At 69.5% G+C, this 17887-nt stretch carries 19 protein-coding genes; 11 read left to right on the top strand and 8 right to left on the bottom strand.

What is annotated here, in order from left to right; genetic code table 11:
• Nucleotides 1–66: 66 nt before the first annotated feature.
• Both ilvN and KY49_RS17540 read right to left on the bottom strand, forming a co-directional pair.
• Nucleotides 67–558: an acetolactate synthase small subunit gene (ilvN, locus tag KY49_RS17535; protein ID WP_006398781.1), complete on the bottom strand. Its 492-nt coding sequence runs from the start codon at nt 556–558 to the stop codon at nt 67–69.
• A gap of 111 nt (nt 559–669) precedes the next feature.
• Nucleotides 670–2433 carry an acetolactate synthase 3 catalytic subunit gene (locus KY49_RS17540; protein ID WP_042585927.1) on the bottom strand — a complete coding sequence of 588 codons (1764 nt, stop codon included), beginning with the start codon at nt 2431–2433 and terminating at the stop codon, nt 670–672.
• Between the two features lie 352 nt (nt 2434–2785).
• On the opposite strand from KY49_RS17540, the gene KY49_RS17545 reads away from it, so the two are divergent.
• The 11 genes from KY49_RS17545 (at nt 2786) to KY49_RS17595 (ending at nt 12197) form a co-directional block, all read left to right on the top strand.
• Nucleotides 2786–3349, top strand: a complete 564-nt coding sequence (locus KY49_RS17545) for an RNA polymerase sigma factor (RefSeq protein ID WP_042585928.1) — start codon at nt 2786–2788, stop codon at nt 3347–3349.
• A complete protein-coding gene (locus tag KY49_RS17550) occupies nt 3346–3774 on the top strand; it encodes a DUF3619 family protein (RefSeq protein WP_042585929.1) in 429 nt (142 codons plus the stop codon). The genes KY49_RS17545 and KY49_RS17550 overlap by 4 nt, the downstream gene beginning before the upstream one ends.
• Nucleotides 3775–3802: 28 nt before the next feature.
• Nucleotides 3803–4558: a DUF3106 domain-containing protein gene (locus tag KY49_RS17555; protein WP_042585930.1), complete on the top strand. Its 756-nt coding sequence runs from the start codon at nt 3803–3805 to the stop codon at nt 4556–4558.
• A 6-nt stretch (nt 4559–4564) separates the two neighbouring features.
• Nucleotides 4565–5065, top strand: coding sequence for an RDD family protein (locus KY49_RS17560; protein WP_042585931.1), 501 nt, complete (start codon nt 4565–4567; stop codon nt 5063–5065).
• A gap of 163 nt (nt 5066–5228) precedes the next feature.
• Nucleotides 5229–6164: a UDP-2,3-diacylglucosamine diphosphatase gene (locus KY49_RS17565; protein WP_042585932.1), complete on the top strand. Its 936-nt coding sequence runs from the start codon at nt 5229–5231 to the stop codon at nt 6162–6164.
• Between the two features lie 45 nt (nt 6165–6209).
• The gene (locus KY49_RS17570; RefSeq protein ID WP_010091169.1) at nt 6210–7244 is read left to right on the top strand and encodes a glycosyltransferase family 4 protein; all 1035 of its coding nucleotides are present in this window, start codon (nt 6210–6212) and stop codon (nt 7242–7244) included.
• A complete protein-coding gene (locus KY49_RS17575; RefSeq protein ID WP_042585933.1) occupies nt 7241–7786 on the top strand; it encodes a diacylglycerol kinase in 546 nt (181 codons plus the stop codon). The genes KY49_RS17570 and KY49_RS17575 overlap by 4 nt, the downstream gene beginning before the upstream one ends.
• Nucleotides 7787–7979: 193 nt before the next feature.
• Nucleotides 7980–8720 carry a TetR/AcrR family transcriptional regulator gene (locus KY49_RS17580; RefSeq protein ID WP_010091167.1) on the top strand — a complete coding sequence of 247 codons (741 nt, stop codon included), beginning with the start codon at nt 7980–7982 and terminating at the stop codon, nt 8718–8720.
• A complete protein-coding gene (locus KY49_RS17585) occupies nt 8717–9298 on the top strand; it encodes a TIGR00730 family Rossman fold protein (RefSeq protein WP_042585934.1) in 582 nt (193 codons plus the stop codon). Before KY49_RS17580 ends, KY49_RS17585 begins: the two co-directional genes overlap by 4 nt.
• 16 nt (nt 9299–9314) lie before the next feature.
• Complete coding sequence (locus KY49_RS17590; protein WP_042586836.1) at nt 9315–10076, top strand: SDR family oxidoreductase; 762 nt, start codon at nt 9315–9317, stop codon at nt 10074–10076.
• Nucleotides 10077–10304: 228 nt separating this feature from the next.
• The gene (locus tag KY49_RS17595) at nt 10305–12197 is read left to right on the top strand and encodes an ArnT family glycosyltransferase (protein WP_042585935.1); all 1893 of its coding nucleotides are present in this window, start codon (nt 10305–10307) and stop codon (nt 12195–12197) included.
• 52 nt (nt 12198–12249) lie between these two features.
• On the opposite strand, the gene KY49_RS17600 is transcribed toward KY49_RS17595, so the two are convergent.
• The 6 genes from KY49_RS17600 to sugE all read right to left on the bottom strand — a co-directional run bounded on the left by KY49_RS17600 (nt 12250) and on the right by sugE (nt 17876).
• Nucleotides 12250–12876: a DUF924 family protein gene (locus KY49_RS17600; RefSeq protein WP_042585936.1), complete on the bottom strand. Its 627-nt coding sequence runs from the start codon at nt 12874–12876 to the stop codon at nt 12250–12252.
• Nucleotides 12873–13604, bottom strand: coding sequence for an alanyl-tRNA editing protein (locus tag KY49_RS17605; RefSeq protein ID WP_042585937.1), 732 nt, complete (start codon nt 13602–13604; stop codon nt 12873–12875). Before KY49_RS17605 ends, KY49_RS17600 begins: the two co-directional genes overlap by 4 nt.
• Before the next feature lie 103 nt (nt 13605–13707).
• Nucleotides 13708–14118 (bottom strand): group II truncated hemoglobin, encoded by a 411-nt coding sequence (locus KY49_RS17610; RefSeq protein WP_042585938.1) that lies wholly within the window; start codon nt 14116–14118, stop codon nt 13708–13710.
• 43 nt (nt 14119–14161) lie between these two features.
• A complete protein-coding gene (locus KY49_RS17615) occupies nt 14162–16666 on the bottom strand; it encodes an ABC transporter permease (RefSeq protein ID WP_231636451.1) in 2505 nt (834 codons plus the stop codon).
• 122 nt (nt 16667–16788) lie between these two features.
• Nucleotides 16789–17403 (bottom strand): DUF4126 domain-containing protein, encoded by a 615-nt coding sequence (locus KY49_RS17620; RefSeq protein WP_042586837.1) that lies wholly within the window; start codon nt 17401–17403, stop codon nt 16789–16791.
• A 152-nt stretch (nt 17404–17555) separates the two neighbouring features.
• Nucleotides 17556–17876, bottom strand: a complete 321-nt coding sequence (gene sugE / locus KY49_RS17625) for a quaternary ammonium compound efflux SMR transporter SugE (protein ID WP_010091153.1) — start codon at nt 17874–17876, stop codon at nt 17556–17558.
• Between the last annotated feature and the right edge of the window lie 11 nt (nt 17877–17887).

Consider the following 17887-nt stretch of genomic DNA (forward strand, 5'->3'; position numbering starts at 1 on the left):
ACAATTCGTTCAGATGGAGTACTGCGGGCCGGGACATGACGGCGCACCCGGCGTGCCTGTTCGGCATCACACCTTCAGGATGCGCTCGCCGCGTCCGATGCCGGAGCTGCCGGTGCGCACGGTCTCGAGGATCGCGCCCGCGTCCAGCCCCTGGATGAATGCGTCGAGCTTGTCGCTCGCGCCCGTCAATTCGATCGTGTAGGTCTTTTCGGTCACGTCGATGATGCGGCCCCGGAAAATGTCCGACATCCGCTTCATCTCTTCGCGCTCCTTGCCCACTGCACGTACCTTGATCAGCATCAGCTCGCGTTCGATGTGTGCACCGTCGGTCAGGTCCACCACTTTCACCACCTCGATCAGGCGGTTCAGATGCTTCGTGATCTGTTCGATCACGTCGTCGGAGCCGATGGAAACGATGGTGAGCCGCGACAGCGATTGGTCTTCGGTCGGCGCCACCGTCAAGGTTTCGATGTTGTAGCCGCGTGCGGAAAACAGGCCGACCACGCGCGACAGCGCGCCCGGTTCGTTTTCAAGCAGGACGGAAATGATGTGTCTCATGTTCGCTTCTTCCAGAATGTGTCCGTGTCGATAAGCCCGCGTCGCGCGCCGCCGCGTGCCGCGCCGCCCTTCGTGAAGGCGGCCGCACGCGGCCTCGCGCGCGCCGCGCCGTTACAGGTCTTCCGATCCGAGCAGCATCTCGGTGATGCCCTTGCCGGCCTGGACCATCGGCCAGACGTTTTCGGTCGGATCGGTCTGGAAGTCGAGAAACACGGTGCGGTCCTTCAGGCGCAGCGCTTCCTTCAGCGCCGGCTCGACGTCCGCGGTCCTTTCGATGCGCATGCCGACGTGGCCGTACGCCTCGGCGAGCTTCACGAAGTCCGGCAGCGCATCCATGTACGAATGCGAATAGCGCTTGCTGTATTCGATCTGCTGCCACTGGCGGACCATGCCGAGGTAGCGGTTGTTCAGCGAAATGATCTTGATCGGCGTGTCGTACTGCAGGCAGGTCGACAACTCCTGGATGCACATCTGGATCGAGCCTTCGCCCGTGATGCACAGCACGTCGTCGTCCGGGTGCGCCATCTTGACGCCCATCGCCGCCGGCAGGCCGAAGCCCATCGTGCCGAGGCCGCCCGAGTTGATCCAGCGACGCGGCTTGTTGAAACGGTAGAACTGGGCGGCCCACATCTGGTGCTGGCCGACGTCCGAGCACACGAACGCATTGCCGTCCGTCAGCTCCCACGCCTTCTCGACCACGTACTGCGGCTTGATGATCTCGCTTTCGCGGTCGTACTTCAGGCAGTCCTTCGCGCGCCAGCCTTCGATGTCCTTCCACCACTGCGCGAGCGCTTCGGTGTCCGGGCCGTGCTCGGCCGTCTGCAGCTGCTCGATCAGCTCCTTCAACACTTCCTTCACGTCGCCGACGATCGGGATGTCGACCTTCACGCGCTTCGAGATCGACGACGGGTCGATGTCGATGTGGATGATCTTGCGCGGCCGCGACGCGAAGTGGGCCGGATCGCCGATCACGCGGTCGTCGAAGCGCGCGCCGATCGCGATCAGCACGTCGCAGTGCTGCATCGCCATGTTCGCTTCGTAGGTGCCGTGCATGCCGAGCATGCCGAGGAACTTCTTGTCCGACGCGCGATAGCCGCCGAGGCCCATCAGCGTGTTGGTGACCGGGTAGCCGAGCAGGTCCGCGAACTGGTTCAGCTCGCGCGACGCGTCGGCGAGGATGATGCCGCCGCCGGTGTAGATGTACGGGCGCTTTGCCGACAGCAGCAGCGACACCGCCTTGCGGATCTGGCCCGAATGGCCTTTCGTAACCGGGTTGTACGAGCGCAGCGACACGCTCTTGACGGGCTCATAGCGGCACGGCGTCTTCGAGATGTCCTTCGGGATGTCGATCAGCACGGGGCCCGGACGGCCGGTGCGTGCGATGTAGAAAGCCTTCTTGACCGTTTCCGCGAGCTCGCGAACGTCCTTCACGAGGAAGTTGTGCTTCACGCACGGACGCGTGATGCCAACCGTGTCGCATTCCTGGAACGCGTCCTGGCCGATCGCCGCAGTCGGCACCTGGCCGCTGATGACGACCATCGGGATCGAATCCATGTAGGCCGTCGCGATGCCGGTCACCGCATTGGTGACGCCGGGGCCGGAGGTCACGAGGCAGACGCCGACCTTGCCGGTGGAACGCGCATACGCGTCGGCTGCGTGCACGGCCGCCTGTTCGTGGCGCACCAGCACGTGCTGAATCTTGTCCTGCTTGTACAGCTCGTCGTAGATATAGAGAACCGAGCCGCCGGGGTAGCCCCAGATGAATTCGACGTTTTCGTCGGCCAGTGCCTGCATGAGCACGGTGGCGCCGATCGAGTCGCTATCGGGAAGGGAAAGGGGTTCCGACGTGGAGAATTCCGCGCTGGGCATGTTCATCGTTGACCTATCGAATTTTCGGCAAAAAATTGATCGGGTGCTCTCTGCCGGGCTTGTGGCTCGGGTTCAAGCGGCGCGTCCAGTTTGAAGGGCGGGCTTCTTGGGCCAGCCTCAAATGAGACCATCACTTATGTTGCGAACGGACGACGATAGCCGGTCGTGCGAACGCCGTCAAGCAAAATGTCCCGCAGTGCATCATCGCCGCCCGCGGGCAGCCCCGCGCCGCGGTTCGCGCGCAACGCGCCGCCCCCAACCCGGTGCCAAGCGGCGCGAAAATTTGTTAGCATCCGCGGGTTTTACGAAATTTTTCGACCTTCTTCACGCGGCAGTCCGCAGCGCATACCTTCACGGAATGGCATCAGACAAGGAACTCGCCGACTTTCTGGCGGGCGTCGAAAGGCGCGCGTTCAAGCAGGCTGCGTACGCGGTACGCGACGACGATGCGTCGCTCGACATCGTGCAGGACGCGATGATCAAACTGGCGGAGAAGTACGGCGACCGCCCGGCCGCCGAGTTGCCGCTGCTTTTTCAGCGGATCCTGCAGAACGCGATCCACGACTGGTTCCGCCGGCAGAAGGTCCGCAACACCTGGGTCACGCTCTTCTCGTCGCTGAACAATACGGACGACGAAGACTTCGACCCCCTCGAAACGCTCGAGGCGGCCGACCAGACGCCAGGCGTCGAGAGCAGCGAGCACCGCCTCGAGCGGGAGCAGGTTCTGGCCCTGATCGACGAGGAAATCCAGAAACTTCCGGCGCGTCAACGGGAAGCGTTCCTGATGCGTTACTGGGAAGATATGGATGTCGCCGAGACTGCCGCCGCAATGGGGTGCTCCGAAGGCAGCGTCAAGACGCATTGCTCGCGAGCCACCCACACGCTGGCGGAAGCGCTCAAGGCCAAAGGAATCACGCTATGAGCTCCGCTCCCTCGAACCGAGAACTCGAAATCGCGCTGAAGGTGCGCCGCGCGCTCGATGAGCGCGCGGCCGCGCTGCCGGCCGCCACCACCGACCGGCTGGCCGCCGCCCGCCAGGCCGCGCTCGCGCGCAAGAAGCCCGAGCCCGTGGCGGCGCCGGTGTTCGTCCCCGCCTTCGCAGGCGCGGCCGGCGCCCACGGCCCGGCGGTCACGCCTGCGCGCCAGCCGGTGTCGCTCGCGCGCCGCCTGCTGCGCGCGTGGCCGCTCGCGCTGCTGCTCGCCGGCCTCGTCGGCATCGCGTACTGGGAAGACATGCAGCGCACCGCCGAGCTGGCCGACATCGACGCGGCGATGCTCAGCGACGACCTGCCGCTCAACGCGTACCTCGACCACGGGTTCAACGCGTATCTTTCGCACGCCCACTAATCAGACACGCAACGAGGGGATCGCACGGGTGAGTCAGAAGCGCGGCCTGGCCGTATTTTTCGGATGCGTGATCGCGATCGCCGTCGCCTACGTCGCCACGTACCCGCGTTTCCACCCGCAACCCGAGGCGGTCGCCGTCGCGACCAACGCGCCTGCGCTCGCGTCGGCCGCCATCGCGCTGACCGCCGACCTCGCCCCGCTGCCCGCTGCCGCCGGTCCGCTGTCGTGGGCGCGTCTGACGCCCGCGCAGCACGTCGCGCTCGCGCCGTTCGCCGACCAATGGGACTCGTTCAGCGATGCCCGCAAGCGCAAATGGCTGAAGATCGCGGCACGCTACCCGAAGATGACGCCCGATGCGCAGAAGCGCCTGCAGGAGCGCATGGCCGAATGGGTCAGGATGACGCCCGAGCAGCGCCGCGTCGCGCGCGAGAACTACCAGACCGCGAAGGACCTGTCCGCGCAGGCGCGTGAGCGCGCGTGGAAGGCCTACCAGCAGTTGCCCGAGGAACAGAAGCAGCGCCTCGCGGCGGCCGAGCGCCGCCGCCGGCCGACCGTCGTCAGCGCGCCGCCGACCGGCAAGGGCGACCGCGACGTCCGCCGCCTCGTGAACGCGCACGAGCATCCGGCGAGCGGCGCGAGCGTCGTGCTGCCGGCGCCGCCCGCGCCGAGCAGCGCCGCCGCCCCGCCGGTGGTCGCCTCGGCCACCTCCGGCGCAGCCCCGACGACGGCCGCGCCGGCGCCCGTGTCGCCCGCCGACGCGCCGTCGCTGTTCAAGGGCTCCTGAGCGGCCGTGCCGCGCACGAACCCGTCTCCAGCCACCCCGCCGTCCGTCCGGCGGCGTCTCGCCGCGCTGCTCTACGAAGGCGTCCTGCTGTTCGGCATCGTGTTCTTCGCGGGCCTCGCGTTCGCGCTCGCGACGCAGCAGCGCAACGGCCTCGTCCATCACAACCTGCTCGCCGCGTGGATCGCGCTCGTCGTCGGCGCGTATTTCGTCTGGTTCTGGACGCACGGCGGCCAGACGCTGCCGATGAAGACCTGGCGCCTGAAGATCGAGTCGGCGAGCGGCCGGCCGCTGAGCGCCGGCCACGCGCTCGTCCGCTACACGCTCGGCTGGCTGTGGTTCCTGCCGCCGCTCGCGCTGCACCCGCTCCTCGGCCTGTCCGTGCCCGTCACGCTCGCGCTCGCCGGCGCGTGGATCGGCGTGTGGGCCGGCGCGGCGCGGCTGCATCCGGGCCGCCAGTTCCCGCACGACCGGCTCGCGCGCACCCGCGTCGTCGCGCTGCCGCGCTGACCGTCGCCGCCCCGGACCGGCCGCCCCGCCGCCTTCGCGCGGCGCTCGAAAATTCACCCCTGAACGGCGCATGCACGCCGTAATAAGAACGTCTTGTGACTGTCACGTCACAGTCACGCCCGCATGGCGCAATGCCGATAATGTCAACCGGCGCGAGTCATGCATGGGCCAGAAACCGTCCGCGACCTCCCTGTTTCGTCACCCCCTCGGCGCCCGCGCCGCCACCGCCTTCCTGTCCGGCTCGGCCGCGGCCGACGCCCTCTCGGCACATGAACTGCCCGACGCGTCCGCCACGCAGCGCGACGATCACGAGCCGTCCGCGCATCGCTACCGCACCATCTGGCTGTCCGACATCCATCTCGGCTCGAGCGGCTGCCAGGCGACGTACCTGCTCGACTTCCTGCGCCACAACGATTCGGAATACCTGTACCTCGTCGGCGACATCATCGACGGCTGGCAGCTGAAAAAGGGCTGGTACTGGCCGCAGGCGCACAACGACGTCGTGCAGAAAATTCTGCGCAAGGCCCGCAAGGGCACGCAGGTCGTCTACATCCCGGGCAACCACGACGAAGGCGCGCGGCAGTTCTGCGACCTCGCGTTCGGCGACATCCAGGTGCGCGGCGAGGCGTTCCATACGACGCTGTCGGGCAAACGTTTGTGGATCGTGCACGGGGACCTGTTCGACGGCGTGATCCAGCACGCGAAATGGCTCGCGTACCTCGGCGACACGCTCTACACGCTGATCCTCGTGCTGAACCGCTGGTTCAACCGGATCCGCAGCCGGCTCGGCTTCCAGTACTGGTCGCTGTCGCAGTACCTGAAGCACCAGGTGAAGAACGCGGTCAACTTCATCTCGCAGTTCGAGACCGTGATGACCGACGAAGCGCGCCGGCGCGGCTGCGACGGCGTCGTCTGCGGCCACATCCACAAGGCGGAGATCCGCGACATCGACGGCGTGCTGTACTGCAACGACGGCGATTGGGTCGAAAGCCTGTCCGCGCTCGTCGAAACGATGGAAGGCGAGCTGAAGGTCGTCTACTGGACGGCGATGCGCACGCCGTCGCCGGCCGTCTCGCGCAAGACCAAGGCTACGGCCTGACGCCCCGCCCCCTCCCCGGCACTCACTTACAGGACACATGCCGCGATGAAGATCATGATCGTCACCGACGCGTGGGAACCGCAGGTCAACGGCGTCGTGCGCACGCTGAAGAGCACGTCCCGCGAACTCACGGCCCTCGGCCACCGCGTCGAACTGCTGACGCCGCTCGAATTCCGCACGGTGCCCTGCCCGACGTATCCGGAAATCCGCCTCTCGATCCTGCCGTACCGCAAGCTGCGCGCGCGGATCGACGCGTTCGCGCCCGACGCGCTGCACATCGCGACCGAGGGGCCGCTCGGCCTCGCCGCGCGCCGCTATGCGCGCGCGCGCAAGCTGCCGTTCACGACCGCGTATCACACGCGCTTCCCGGAATACGTGCAGGCGCGCTTCGGCATCCCGCTGGCCGCGACCTACCGCTTCCTGCACTGGTTCCACGCGCCGTCGCTCGCGGTGATGGCGCCGACGCCGGTCGTCAAGCACGACCTCGAGCAGTACGGCTTCACGAACGTCGTCCTGTGGACACGCGGCGTGGATCTCGATATCTTCCGGCCCATGGAGTCCAAGGTCCTCAACACCGCCCGGCCGATCTTCCTGTACGTCGGCCGCGTCGCGATCGAGAAGAACGTCGAGGCGTTCCTGCGGCTCGACCTGCCCGGCTCGAAGTGGGTCGCGGGCGAAGGCCCCGCGCTCGCGGAGCTGAAGTCGCGCTATCCGGAGGCGAACTACCTCGGCGTGCTGTCGCAGGCCGAGCTCGCGAAGGTCTACGCGGCCGCGGACGTGTTCGTGTTCCCGAGCCGCACCGACACCTTCGGGCTCGTGCTGCTCGAGGCGCTCGCATGCGGCACGCCGGTCGCGGCCTACCCGGTCACCGGCCCGGTCGACGTGCTCGGCGGCGGCAACGCGGGCGCGATGCACGAGGACCTGCAGGAAGCCTGCCTCGAAGCGCTGAAGATCGAGCGCGCGACCGCCCGCGAGTGGGCGGAGCGCTTCTCGTGGCGCGCCGCGTCCGAGCAGTTCGCGTCGCATCTGAAACCGCTGCCGAAGGACGTATACACGACCACCGAAGGTGCCGCCGTTTGAAACGAGACCCGCACGACCAGATTCCCCCACCGCCCGCGCAACCGCAACGGCACCGGCCGTTCGACGAGGATGAACCGTCAGGCGGCGAGCCGCATGCCGACGCGGCAGCGCACGAACCGCTCGGCACCGACGATCCGCTCGCGCCGCTGCCGCCGAATCCGTACAAGCGCAACCGCGGCCTTACGCGCGCGTGGTACGCGCTCAAGCATTCGCTGAACGGTTTCCGGGTCGCGATCCGCGAGGAGAGCGCATTCCGCCAGGAACTGACGCTCGCCGCGCTGATGCTGCCCATCGGCGCATTCGCGCCGGTGCCCGCCGCGTCGCGCGCGCTCCTGATCGCGTCGGTGCTGCTGGTGCTGATCGTCGAGCTGCTGAACTCGAGCGTCGAAGCCGCGATCGACCGCATCTCGCTCGAGCGCCACGAACTGTCGAAGCGCGCGAAGGACCTCGGCAGCGCGGCCGTCACGGTTGCGCTGTTCGCGTGCGTGACGACGTGGGGCTTCGTGCTCGGCCCGGTGGTCGCGCGCTGGCTCGGCTTCTAGCGGCCGGTGCGCAGCAGTGCCGCGGCGCAACAACGCCGCGCAGCCCCCCCCCCCCCGGATCACGAAATGCACCGGACCGGCGAAACCCCGGTTTATAATCGTCCGCCAGACATAGAACAGTAACCCGCGCCGGACGATTCACGCAGCATCGATTGCAGCGCCCGCCAGTCCGGCATACACAGGGCCGGACGACATGGAAGCGAAACCTCCCCGCCGCACCCGCGAACGGATTCTCGAGCTGTCGTTGAAACTCTTCAACGAGATCGGCGAACCGAACGTCACCACCACGACGATCGCCGAGGAAATGGAAATCAGCCCAGGCAACCTCTATTACCATTTCCGCAACAAGGACGACATCATCAACAGCATCTTCGCGCAGTTCGAGCAGGCGATCGAAAAGCGCCTGCGCTTCCCCGAAGATCACCGTCCGACGATCGACGAAACATGGTCGTACCTGCAGTACATGGCCGACTTCATGTGGACCTACCGCTTTTTGTATCGCGACCTCAACGACCTGCTCGCGCGCAACCGCACGCTGGAGACGCACTTCAAGCAGATCATCAGCCACAAGGTGCGCTTCGCGCGCGAGATGTGCGAGCTGCTCGTATCCGATGCCGAGATGGTCGCGACGCCTGCCGAAATCGCGGTCATCGCGACCAACATGGCCGTGATCTCGACCTACTGGCTGTCGTATCAGTACGTGATGCACCCGCGCAAGTACAACGACCAGGACGCGATCCGCGAGGAGCTGCACCAGGTCAGCATGCACGTGATCTCCGTGATGGCGCCGTACCTGCGCGGCCGCTCGCGGCAGCTGTTCGACGATCTCGTCTCCGGCAAGCTGCCCAAGCGCGAATTCGCCGACTACCTGCCGCCGCGCGACGGTTCGCCGCGCGCCGGTGGGCCGGCCCTCGCAAAGGACGCGAAGCAATGAAGGCCGTATGCGTGTATTGCGGGTCGTCGCCCGGCGTGCGGCCCGTCTATGCGGAAGCCGCGCGCGCGTTCGGCCGCGCGCTCGTCGATGCCGGCCTCACGCTCGTCTACGGCGGCGGCCGCGTCGGGCTGATGGGCACGATCGCCGACGAAGTGATGGCGGCCGGCGGCCGCGCGGTCGGCGTGATCCCCGAGCTGCTCGTCGACAAGGAAGTCGGCCACACCGGCCTGTCGGAGCTGCACGTGGTGCCGGACATGCATCATCGCAAGAAGATGATGGCCGACCTCGCCGACGGGTTCGTCGCGATGCCCGGCGGCGCCGGCACGCTCGAGGAATTCTTCGAGGTCTACACGTGGGCGCAGCTCGGCTATCACCGCAAGCCCATCGCGCTCTACAACATCGACGCGTTCTACGATCCGCTGATCGCGCTGCTCCGGCATACGATCGACGAAGGCTTCATGCGGCCCGCCTATTTCGATTCGCTGTGCATCGACGCCGATCCGGCCGCGCTGATCGGGCAGCTGCGCGACTACCAGCCGCCCACGCGCGACAAGTGGGCGCCCGACGAAACCGAATGACGTGGCGCCGCGCGCGATGACCGAACCGTCCGAACGCAAAGTCGTCCTGATCACCGGCGCGAGCCGCGGCATCGGCCGCGCATGCGCCGTGCTCGCGGCGGCGCGCGGCTGGGACGTCGGCATCAACTACGCGCGCGACGCGGCGGCGGCCGACGCGACCGCGGCCGCCGTGCGCGACGCGGGCGGCCGCGCGTGCGTCGTGGCCGGCGACGTGTCGCGCGAAGCGGACGTCGTCGCGATGTTCGACACCGTCGTCGCGACGCTCGGCCGGCTCGACGCGCTCGTCAACAATGCCGGCATCGTCGCGCCGTCGCTGCCGCTCGCCGACATGCCGGTCGAACGGCTGAAGCGGGTGTTCGACACCAACGTGCTCGGCGCGTACCTGTGCGCGCGCGAGGCCGCGCGCCGGCTGTCGACCGATCGCGGCGGCCGCGGCGGCGCGATCGTCAACGTGTCGTCGATCGCGGCCCGGCTCGGCTCGCCGAACGAATACGTCGACTATGCGGGGTCGAAGGGCGCGGTCGATGCGCTGACGATCGGCCTCGCGAAGGAACTCGGGCCGCACGGCGTGCGCGTGAACGCCGTGCGGCCCGGCCTGATCGAAACCGAGATCCACGCGAGCGGCGGCCAGCCGGGCCGCGCCGGCCGCCTCGGCGCGCAGACGCCGCTCGGCCGCGCGGGCGAAGCGCAGGAGGTCGCCGAGGCGATCGTCTGGCTGCTCGGCGATGCCGCGTCGTATACGACCGGCGCGCTCCTCGACGTCGGCGGCGGCCGATAGCCCCGTCGCTGCGACCGAATGTCGCACCCCACCCCTTCCCCTTGCCCCGCCTTACATCGCGACAAATCTCCACAATTCCGCAACAGATTGTGTAAACATCCGTAACAGTTTCGTGGTCTACTAGCAGGCACTTCGACAGCCGGCGTCGCCGCCTGTCCGTCGCCGCCCGCGCGCGGCTCCTATTGCCCCGGGCCCATGCCGCCGGGCGGCTCGACCAGAGATCTTTCCATGCAGGGTTCCGCAGCACCCAGCCGGCGGCGCGCGTCCGTGCCCGCCTCGGCTCAGCACGTCCGCGCATCCGCCGAAACCGGCCTCTCCGGTTCCGTCCACGTCGGCCGCGCGTCCGCCGCGACGGGCGCCGCCACGACGTCGCCCGCGCGCAGCCACGTCGCGCGCGTCGGCTGGCGCGCATGGCTGCTGGTCGCCGCCGTATTCTGCGCGTACATGCTGCCCGGCGTGCTCGGCCACGATCCGTGGAAGCAGGACGAAACCTACACGTTCGGCATCATCCAGCACATGCTCGAGACCGGCGACCTCGTCGTGCCGACCAATGCCGGCGCGCCGTTCATGGAAAAGCCGCCGCTCTACGCCTGGGTCGCGACGAGCCTCGCATGGCTGCTGCAGCGCGTGCTGCCGCTGCACGACGCGGCGCGGCTCGCGAGCGCGCTGTTCGCGGCGCTCGCGTTCAGCTTCACCGCGCGCGCGGCGCGCGTCGCGAGCGGCGCGGCCAGCTGGTTCGACCTGAAGGTGATCGGGCCGGTCGCGCTGTGCGCAAGCAGCCTCGTCGTCATCAAGCACGTGCATGACATGATGACGGACGTCGCGCTGTTCGCCGGCACGGCAATCGCGTTTTGCGGCCTGCTCGAACTCGTGATGCAGCACCTCGCCCGCGCACGGCACGCGCAGCTCGGCCTGCCGGTCGAGTCGGGCAACCGCTGGGCCGCCCCGATGTTCGGCGCGGGCGTCGGCGTCGCGCTGATGGCGAAGGGATTGTTCGTGCCGCTGGTGTTCGGCGCCACGCTGACCGCCGTGCTGGCGGTCTATCCCGAATGCCGCACCCGCGCGTTCGCGCGCGCGCTCGGCATCGCCGCGCTGGTGTTCGCGCCGTTCGCGAGCATCTGGCCGACCGCGCTGTTCCTGCGCTCCGAGACGCTCTTCCTCACCTGGTTCTGGGACAACAACGTCGGCCGCTTCTTCGGCTTCTCGGTGCCGCAGCTCGGTGCGGAAAACGACAAGCCGCTGTTCATCCTGCGCGCGTTCCTGACCGTCGGCATCCCGGTCACGCCGCTCGCGATCGTCGCGCTCGCCCGCGGCGCATGGCGCGACTGGCGCGCGCCACGCATCGCGCTGCCGGTCGTGTTCGCCGGCGTCGGGCTGACGGTGCTGGTGGTGTCCGCGACGTCACGCCAGCTCTACATCCTGCCGTTCTTCGCGCCGCTCGCGCTGGTCGCCGCGCAGGCGATCGACCGCCTGCCGCAAAAGCTGCACGTCGCGTGGGATTACCTGAGCCGCGCGCTGTTCGGCAGCATCGCGGTGCTCGCATGGACGATCTGGTCGGTGATGGCCGATCCGGCCGCGTCGCACGAACGCCTCGCGCCGCTCGGCCGCTGGCTGCCGCTCGACTGGACGATGCCGATCGAGCCGGGCCTCATGCTCGGCGCGCTCGCGCTGACGGTCGGCTGGCTCTGGCTGCTGCCGACGCTGCGCACGATGGGCCGCTGGCGCGGCGCGCTGTCGTGGGCGTCGGGCGCGATCGTCGCGTGGGGCCTCGTCTACACGCTGCTGCTGCCGTGGCTCGACGTCGCCAAAAGCTACCGTTCGGTGTACGAAGACCTGAACGCGCACCTCGCGCTCGAATGGAACGACGGCGACTGCATGGCGAGCCTGAACGGGCTCGGCGAGTCGGAAGCGCCGATGCTCTACTACTTCTCCGGCATCCTGCACCGGCCCGTCTCCGACGCGGCGGCGACGCGCTGCACGTGGATGATCGTCCAGGGCGTGCGTGCCGTCGATCCGTCGCCGGGCAGCGAATGGAAGCTGTTCTGGACAGGCGCCCGGCCGGGCGACGACAACGAGATGCTGCGCGTCTACGTGCGCACGCCGGAGCAGCACCCGCAATGACGGTGGTTGAAGGCGCGACGCGCCTTCAGGCGGCACACCCGACGTCCATCACTCAGAACGACGACCCCGGCTCGCGCAGGAACGCGGCCTCCTCCGCGGTCGACGCGCGCCCGAGAATCGCGTTGCGGTGCGGGAACCGGCCGAAGCGCGCGATCACGTCCGCATGCGCCAGCGCGAAATCGTGATACCCGGCGCACCCCGCCTCCTCCCTGATCCCCTCGCACAGCCGCACGGCCTCGCGCTGGCTGTCCGGCGACTCGTCGTGCTCGAACGGCAGATAGGCAAACGCGCGGTGATGGCCGCTCGGCAGGCCGGCATCCCACCCCGCGGCGACCAGCCTGCGTGCGACCGCGAGCGCCTTCGGGTCCGCGGCGAACGCGCGCGGCGTGCCGCGATGAACGTTGCGCGAGAACTGGTCGAGCACGACGATCAGCGCGAGCGCGCCGAGCGGCGATGCGGCCCAGTGGTCGCAGGCGCCGTCGCACGCCGCGTCGAGCAGCGTGCCGTAGCGCTCGCGCAGCGCTGCATCGAGCGCCGCGCCGCCGTTGAACCAGAGCTTGCGCGGGTGGCCGAATTCCGCCGAGCCGGGCGCGCCGAACCAGAAATCCAGCACGTCGCGGGCGCGCGGATCGAGCGCCGCGTCGTCGCCGTGCGTGTTGTTCGTGTCATTCATCGTCATGCAAGCTCCAGGACGACGCGCCGCGTGCGTGCGCTCTTCTTTTCGAGTTTCGCGACCCGCAGGCCGCCGATTTCCGACGTGTTGCGCACGTGCGTGCCGCCGCACGGCTGCAGGTCGACGCCGTCGATCCGCAGCAGCCGCACGCGGCCGAGGCCCATCGGCGGCTTCACGCTCATCGTGCGCACGAGCTCGGGCCGCGCGGCCATCTCGTCGTCGGTGATCCATTCGGTCGTGACCGGATGCGCGCCGCCGATCAGCTCGGCCAGCCGCCGCTCGACGTCGTCGCGGTCGATCGGCTCGGCCGTCGCGAAGTCGAGCCGCACGTAATCGGCCGTCACGCTGCAGCCGTCGACCGGATACGGCAGCACGGCGCACATCAGGTGCGCGGCCGTATGCAGCCGCATGTGCCGGTAGCGGCGCGACCAGTCGATTTCGGCGACCACGCGCGCGCCGGGCGCGAGCGCCGCGAGGCCCGCCTCCTGCCCCGGCGCCGGCACGTGCGCGGCGTCGTCGGGCGTCGCGCCGTCGAATTTCGCCTTGCGCGTATCGGCGATCGCGATCGATGCGCCGTCCGGCAGCGTCAGCATGCCGCAGTCGCCCGCCTGGCCGCCGCCGAGCGGATAGAACACGGTGCGGTCGAGCTGGATGCCGTCTTCGCCGACCGCCGTGACGATCGCGTCGCAGCGCGTCAGGTATGCGTCTTCCCGAAACAGGGCATGGGTCGTCATCTGGCGGGTCTCGTCGTGAATGGGGAGCAATCAGTGTCGCGCGCGGCGGCGGCGACGCCCAGACGCACTCCGGGCGGCAGCCGGGCGGCGGCGTACCGGCCGATCAACCGGGCCGGTTGCGCATCCAGTCGGCGGTGTCGTAGAACGAATGCATCAGCCGCTCGCGCAGCGGCTCGGGCAGGCCGACGTCCTCCATCGCCCAGGCCATGCAGCGCAGCCACTGGTCGCGCTCGACCGACGCGATCGGGAACGGCAGGTGCCGCGCGCGCAGGCGCGGGTGGCCGAAGCGGCTGATGTAGTGATCGGGCCCGCCGAGCCAGCCGCACAGGAACCAGAACAGCCTGTCGCGGGAGCCGTCGAGCGACGCCGGGTGCAGCGCGCGGATCTGCGCGAATTCCGGCTCGAGGTCCATCAGGTCGTAGAAGCGGTCCACCATCTCGCGCACGCGGCCTTCGCCGCCCACGAGTTCGAACGCCGTCGGCTGCGACGGCGCGTCGTCATTCACATCGGTCATACGAATCAATCGGAAATCGGGTATTCGGGGCTGCCGGCGACGCTCATGCGTCGCGCAGCGACTGCAGCGCGGGGCGCCGCAGCACATTATGCAGGCTCAGCCAGCCGGCCGCACCCGCGCACGCGACGCCGGCCGCGATGCCGGCCGGCACGAGCCATGGATCGACCGCGAGCCGGAAATCGAACACGCGCGCCGCGAGCACCCAGCCGACGCCGAGCGCGCCCGCCGCCGCCAGCGCGCCGGCCAGCGTGCCGACGACGATGAATTCGGCGCGCTGCACCGCGCTCACCTGCGCACGCGACGCGCCGAGCGCGCGCAACAGCGCCGCCTCCCTCACCCGCTCGTCGCGCGAGCCGGCCAGCGCCGTATAGAGCACCAGCACGCCGGCCGCGAGCGTGAACACGAACAGGAACTGCACCGCGCCGATCACCTGAACCATCATGCGCTGAAGCTGCGCGAGGATCGGCGCGACGTCGATCGCGGTCAGGTTCGGGTAGCGCGCGATCAGCGGATCGAGCAGCGACGCGCGCGCGGCCGGCAGGTGGAAGCTCGTCAGGTAGATCGCCGGATAATCCTTGAGCGTCGCGGGCGGCATCAGCACGAAGAAGTTGACGCGGAACGTGCCCCAGTCGAGCTTGCGCACGCTCGTGACCGGCGCCTCGACCGGCAGGCCCGTCACGTCGAAGCGCAGCACGTCGCCGGGCTTTACGTTCAGCATCTGCGCGAGGCCGGATTCGATCGAGATCTGCGGCGTCGTCGCCGTACCGAACCAGTCGCCGGCCGTGATCCGGTTGTCGGGCGGCAGCTCGGTTGTATACGACAGGTTGAACTCGCGGTCGACGAGCCGGCGCGCGTCGTCGTCCTGGTAGGCGTCCGGATTCACCGGCTTGCCGTTGATCGCGACGAGACGGCCGCGCACCATCGGCGCGGGCGCCGCATCGCGCACGCCGTGCGCGGCGAGATACGCGGCGACGTCGGCGCGCTGGTCCGGCTGGATATCGATCAGGAACTGGTTCGGCGCGTCGGGCGGCGTCGACTGCCGCCAGCCGGCGACCAGGTCGTTGCGCGTGATCGCGATCAGCAGCAGGCACATCAGGCCGAGCGCGAGCGCGGTGATCTGCAGCGAGCTCGCGGTGCCGCGCCGGTGCAGCGACGCGAGCGCGTAGCGCCAGCCGAGGCCCGCCGCGACGCGCCCGTTGCGCACCGCGCGCACGGCCGCGAACAGCGCGAGCCTCGCGATCAGCGCGAAACCGACCAGCGCGCCGGCGAACCCGCCCGCGACGATCAGCCCGAGCTTCAGGCTGCCTGCGGCGGCGATCAGCAGCCCGGCGAACAGCACGATGCCGACCGCATACGCCGCCCACGCGATGCGTGCCGCGTCGCCCCATTCGCGCCGCAGCACGCGCACCGGCGGCACGCGCGTGAGCGGCGCGAGCGGCGGCAGCGCGAAGCCGAGCAGCAGCACCAGCGCCGCGCCGATGCCGATGGCGGCCGGCCACGGCGTCGGCGGCGGCAGCACGACGTCGATCAGGCCGCCGAGCGCCGCGAGCAGCACCCAGTGGCCGCCGTAGCCGAGCACCGCGCCCGCCACGCCGCCCACGATGCCGATGCCGAGAAATTCGAGCGCGAACAGCGCGCCGAGCGTGCGGCGGCTGACGCCGAGGCAGCGCATCGTCGCGCAGCCGTCGAGATGGCGCCGCATATAGCGCTGCGCGGCCATCGCGATCGCGACCGCCGCGAGCAGCGCGGTCAGGAGCGCGACGAGCGTCAGGAAATGGCGGGCGCGGTCGAGCGTCTGGCGCACCTGCGGCTGCCCTTCCTGCAGCGATTCGAGGCCGACGCCGCGCAACCTGCCGCCGTCGACGCGCATGTGCGCGTACGCCTCGAAGCGCGCGACCGCATCGGCGTCGCCCGCCACCAGCAGGCGATAGGTGACGCGGCTGCCGTAGCCGGTCAGCCCGGTCGCGGCCAGCTCGTCGGCGCGCATCATCAGCCGCGGCGAGAAATTGACGAACGAGAAGCCGCGATCGAGCTCGCGGACGATCGACGCCGCGACCGTGAACGTGCGCAGCCCGACGCGTACGGTGTCGCCGGCCTTCAGGTGCAGCGCGTCGAGCAGCGCGGGATCGGCCCAGACCGTGCCGGGCGCGGGAATCGCGGCCGCCTTGCGCGCGGGCGCGCCCCCGGCCGGCGCGATCTCGACCGCGCCGCGCAGCGGATAGTCCGGCGACACCGCCTTCACGGCCGCGAGCCGTGCGGGCGGCGCGTCGCCGGTCGCCTCGCCGACGGTCGAGCCGATCATGCTGGGAAAGATGGCCGTGGTCGCGGTGCGCAGCCCGAGCGAGCGGGCCTGCCGGTCGAACGACGGGTCGACCGGACGATCGCCGCGCACGACGAAATCGGCGCCGAGCATCTGGCGCGCATCGCGCTCGAGCCCCTGGCGCAGCCGGTCGGCGAGGAAGCCGACGCTCGTCAGCGCGGCGACCGCCAGCACCAGCGCGAGCACGAGCAGCGTCAGCTCGCCCGCGCGCCAGTCGCGCGCGGTCATGCGGATGGCCTGCCGGATCAGGTCGCGCCGGCCGAATCGCCCGGCATGCGTCGCGCCGGCCGCGTCATCGCGCCGACCGGATGGCCGCCCCACGGATGGCCGCCCCACGGATGGCCGCCCCTTCAATCGCGCTTCCCGACCGAGTTCAGCCGCGACACCATGTGGTTCGCCATGCCCCGGAAGCCGCCCGACACGCCGCGCCACAGGCGCGGCAGCGCCCACGCCGAGCACGCGATGAAGGCCGCGAGCAGCACGAGGAACAGCAGCGGCACGAAGAACGCGAGCGCGAGCCCGCCGAACACGAGGCCGTCCTCGGTCGACGACGCGATCCAGTTCGAGATCGGCTCGGGGGACAGGTTGATCAGCGCGCGCGTGCCGGCCTTCGTGATGTGCGCGGCGCCGGCGAGCGAGCCGCCCGCGAGCCCGGCGACCGCAAGCACGGTCGGGTCGGCATGGCCGAGCGCGCCGGCCGCGAGCACGGCGCCGGCCGGAATGCGGATGAAGGTGTGCACCGCATCCCACAGCGAATCGAACGCGGGAATCTTGTCGGCAAGGAATTCGGCGATCGCGAGCAGCGCCGCGGCGCCGATCACCCACGGCGACGTGAGGACGGCAAGCGTGTCGGGCAAGTGGAGCCAGCCGGCGCGCGCCAGCACGCCCGCGATCAGCACCGTCAGGTACAGGCGCAGGCCGCTCGCCCACGCCAGCCCCGCGCCGAGCGAAATGGCTTCGATCATGGCCCTCTCCTTGCGCGTGACTTGCGCGTCGCCGATCGATTCTGGATGTGGCCGGCCGCGCGGCGCGCGACGCAACGGCAATCAGGCTCGAATGCGTTCCATTATAGACAGGCTCGCCGCGCGTCCGGCACAAATCCCCATGAGGAAAAACCTCAGGCCGCCGACGACAGCTTGAGGCCGATCAACCCGGCGACGATCAGCGACGCGCTCGCGATGCGGGCGACGGTCAGCGCCTCGCCCATCATCACGATGCCGAACACGAACGCGCCGACCGCGCCGATGCCGGTCCACACCGCGTACGCGGTGCCGAGCGGCAGCTGGCGCATCGCGAGCGCGAGCAGCCCGAAGCTGGCCAGCGCCGTGACGATCGTAAACACCGACGGCCCGAGCCGGGTGAACCCTTCCGACGACTTCATGCCGGCCGCCCAGGCCACTTCCAGCAAACCGGCGATCAACAACCATACCCACGCCATCTCGACGCGAC

Origin of the sequence: Burkholderia sp. MSHR3999 (genome assembly GCF_000833595.1) — a bacterium.
Taxonomy (GTDB): domain Bacteria; phylum Pseudomonadota; class Gammaproteobacteria; order Burkholderiales; family Burkholderiaceae; genus Burkholderia; species Burkholderia ubonensis.

What these genes read in the sequence shown, in the direction of transcription:
- KY49_RS17550 (WP_042585929.1), top strand. Translation starts at nt 3,346, where the DNA reads ATGAGCTCCGCTCCCTCGAACCGAGAACTCGAAATCGCGCTGAAGGTG.
- KY49_RS17600 (WP_042585936.1), bottom strand. Translation starts at nt 12,876, where the DNA reads ATGACGATGAATGACACGAACAACACGCACGGCGACGACGCGGCGCTC.
- KY49_RS17605 (WP_042585937.1), bottom strand. Translation starts at nt 13,604, where the DNA reads ATGACGACCCATGCCCTGTTTCGGGAAGACGCATACCTGACGCGCTGC.
- sugE (WP_010091153.1), bottom strand. Translation starts at nt 17,876, where the DNA reads ATGGCGTGGGTATGGTTGTTGATCGCCGGTTTGCTGGAAGTGGCCTGG.
- KY49_RS17585 (WP_042585934.1), top strand. Translation starts at nt 8,717, where the DNA reads ATGAAGGCCGTATGCGTGTATTGCGGGTCGTCGCCCGGCGTGCGGCCC.
- KY49_RS17565 (WP_042585932.1), top strand. Translation starts at nt 5,229, where the DNA reads ATGGGCCAGAAACCGTCCGCGACCTCCCTGTTTCGTCACCCCCTCGGC.
- KY49_RS17580 (WP_010091167.1), top strand. Translation starts at nt 7,980, where the DNA reads ATGGAAGCGAAACCTCCCCGCCGCACCCGCGAACGGATTCTCGAGCTG.
- ilvN (WP_006398781.1), bottom strand. Translation starts at nt 558, where the DNA reads ATGAGACACATCATTTCCGTCCTGCTTGAAAACGAACCGGGCGCGCTG.
- KY49_RS17615 (WP_231636451.1), bottom strand. Translation starts at nt 16,666, where the DNA reads ATGACCGCGCGCGACTGGCGCGCGGGCGAGCTGACGCTGCTCGTGCTC.
- KY49_RS17610 (WP_042585938.1), bottom strand. Translation starts at nt 14,118, where the DNA reads ATGACCGATGTGAATGACGACGCGCCGTCGCAGCCGACGGCGTTCGAA.
- KY49_RS17540 (WP_042585927.1), bottom strand. Translation starts at nt 2,433, where the DNA reads ATGAACATGCCCAGCGCGGAATTCTCCACGTCGGAACCCCTTTCCCTT.
- KY49_RS17570 (WP_010091169.1), top strand. Translation starts at nt 6,210, where the DNA reads ATGAAGATCATGATCGTCACCGACGCGTGGGAACCGCAGGTCAACGGC.
- KY49_RS17595 (WP_042585935.1), top strand. Translation starts at nt 10,305, where the DNA reads ATGCAGGGTTCCGCAGCACCCAGCCGGCGGCGCGCGTCCGTGCCCGCC.
- KY49_RS17545 (WP_042585928.1), top strand. Translation starts at nt 2,786, where the DNA reads ATGGCATCAGACAAGGAACTCGCCGACTTTCTGGCGGGCGTCGAAAGG.
- KY49_RS17620 (WP_042586837.1), bottom strand. Translation starts at nt 17,403, where the DNA reads ATGATCGAAGCCATTTCGCTCGGCGCGGGGCTGGCGTGGGCGAGCGGC.
- KY49_RS17590 (WP_042586836.1), top strand. Translation starts at nt 9,315, where the DNA reads ATGACCGAACCGTCCGAACGCAAAGTCGTCCTGATCACCGGCGCGAGC.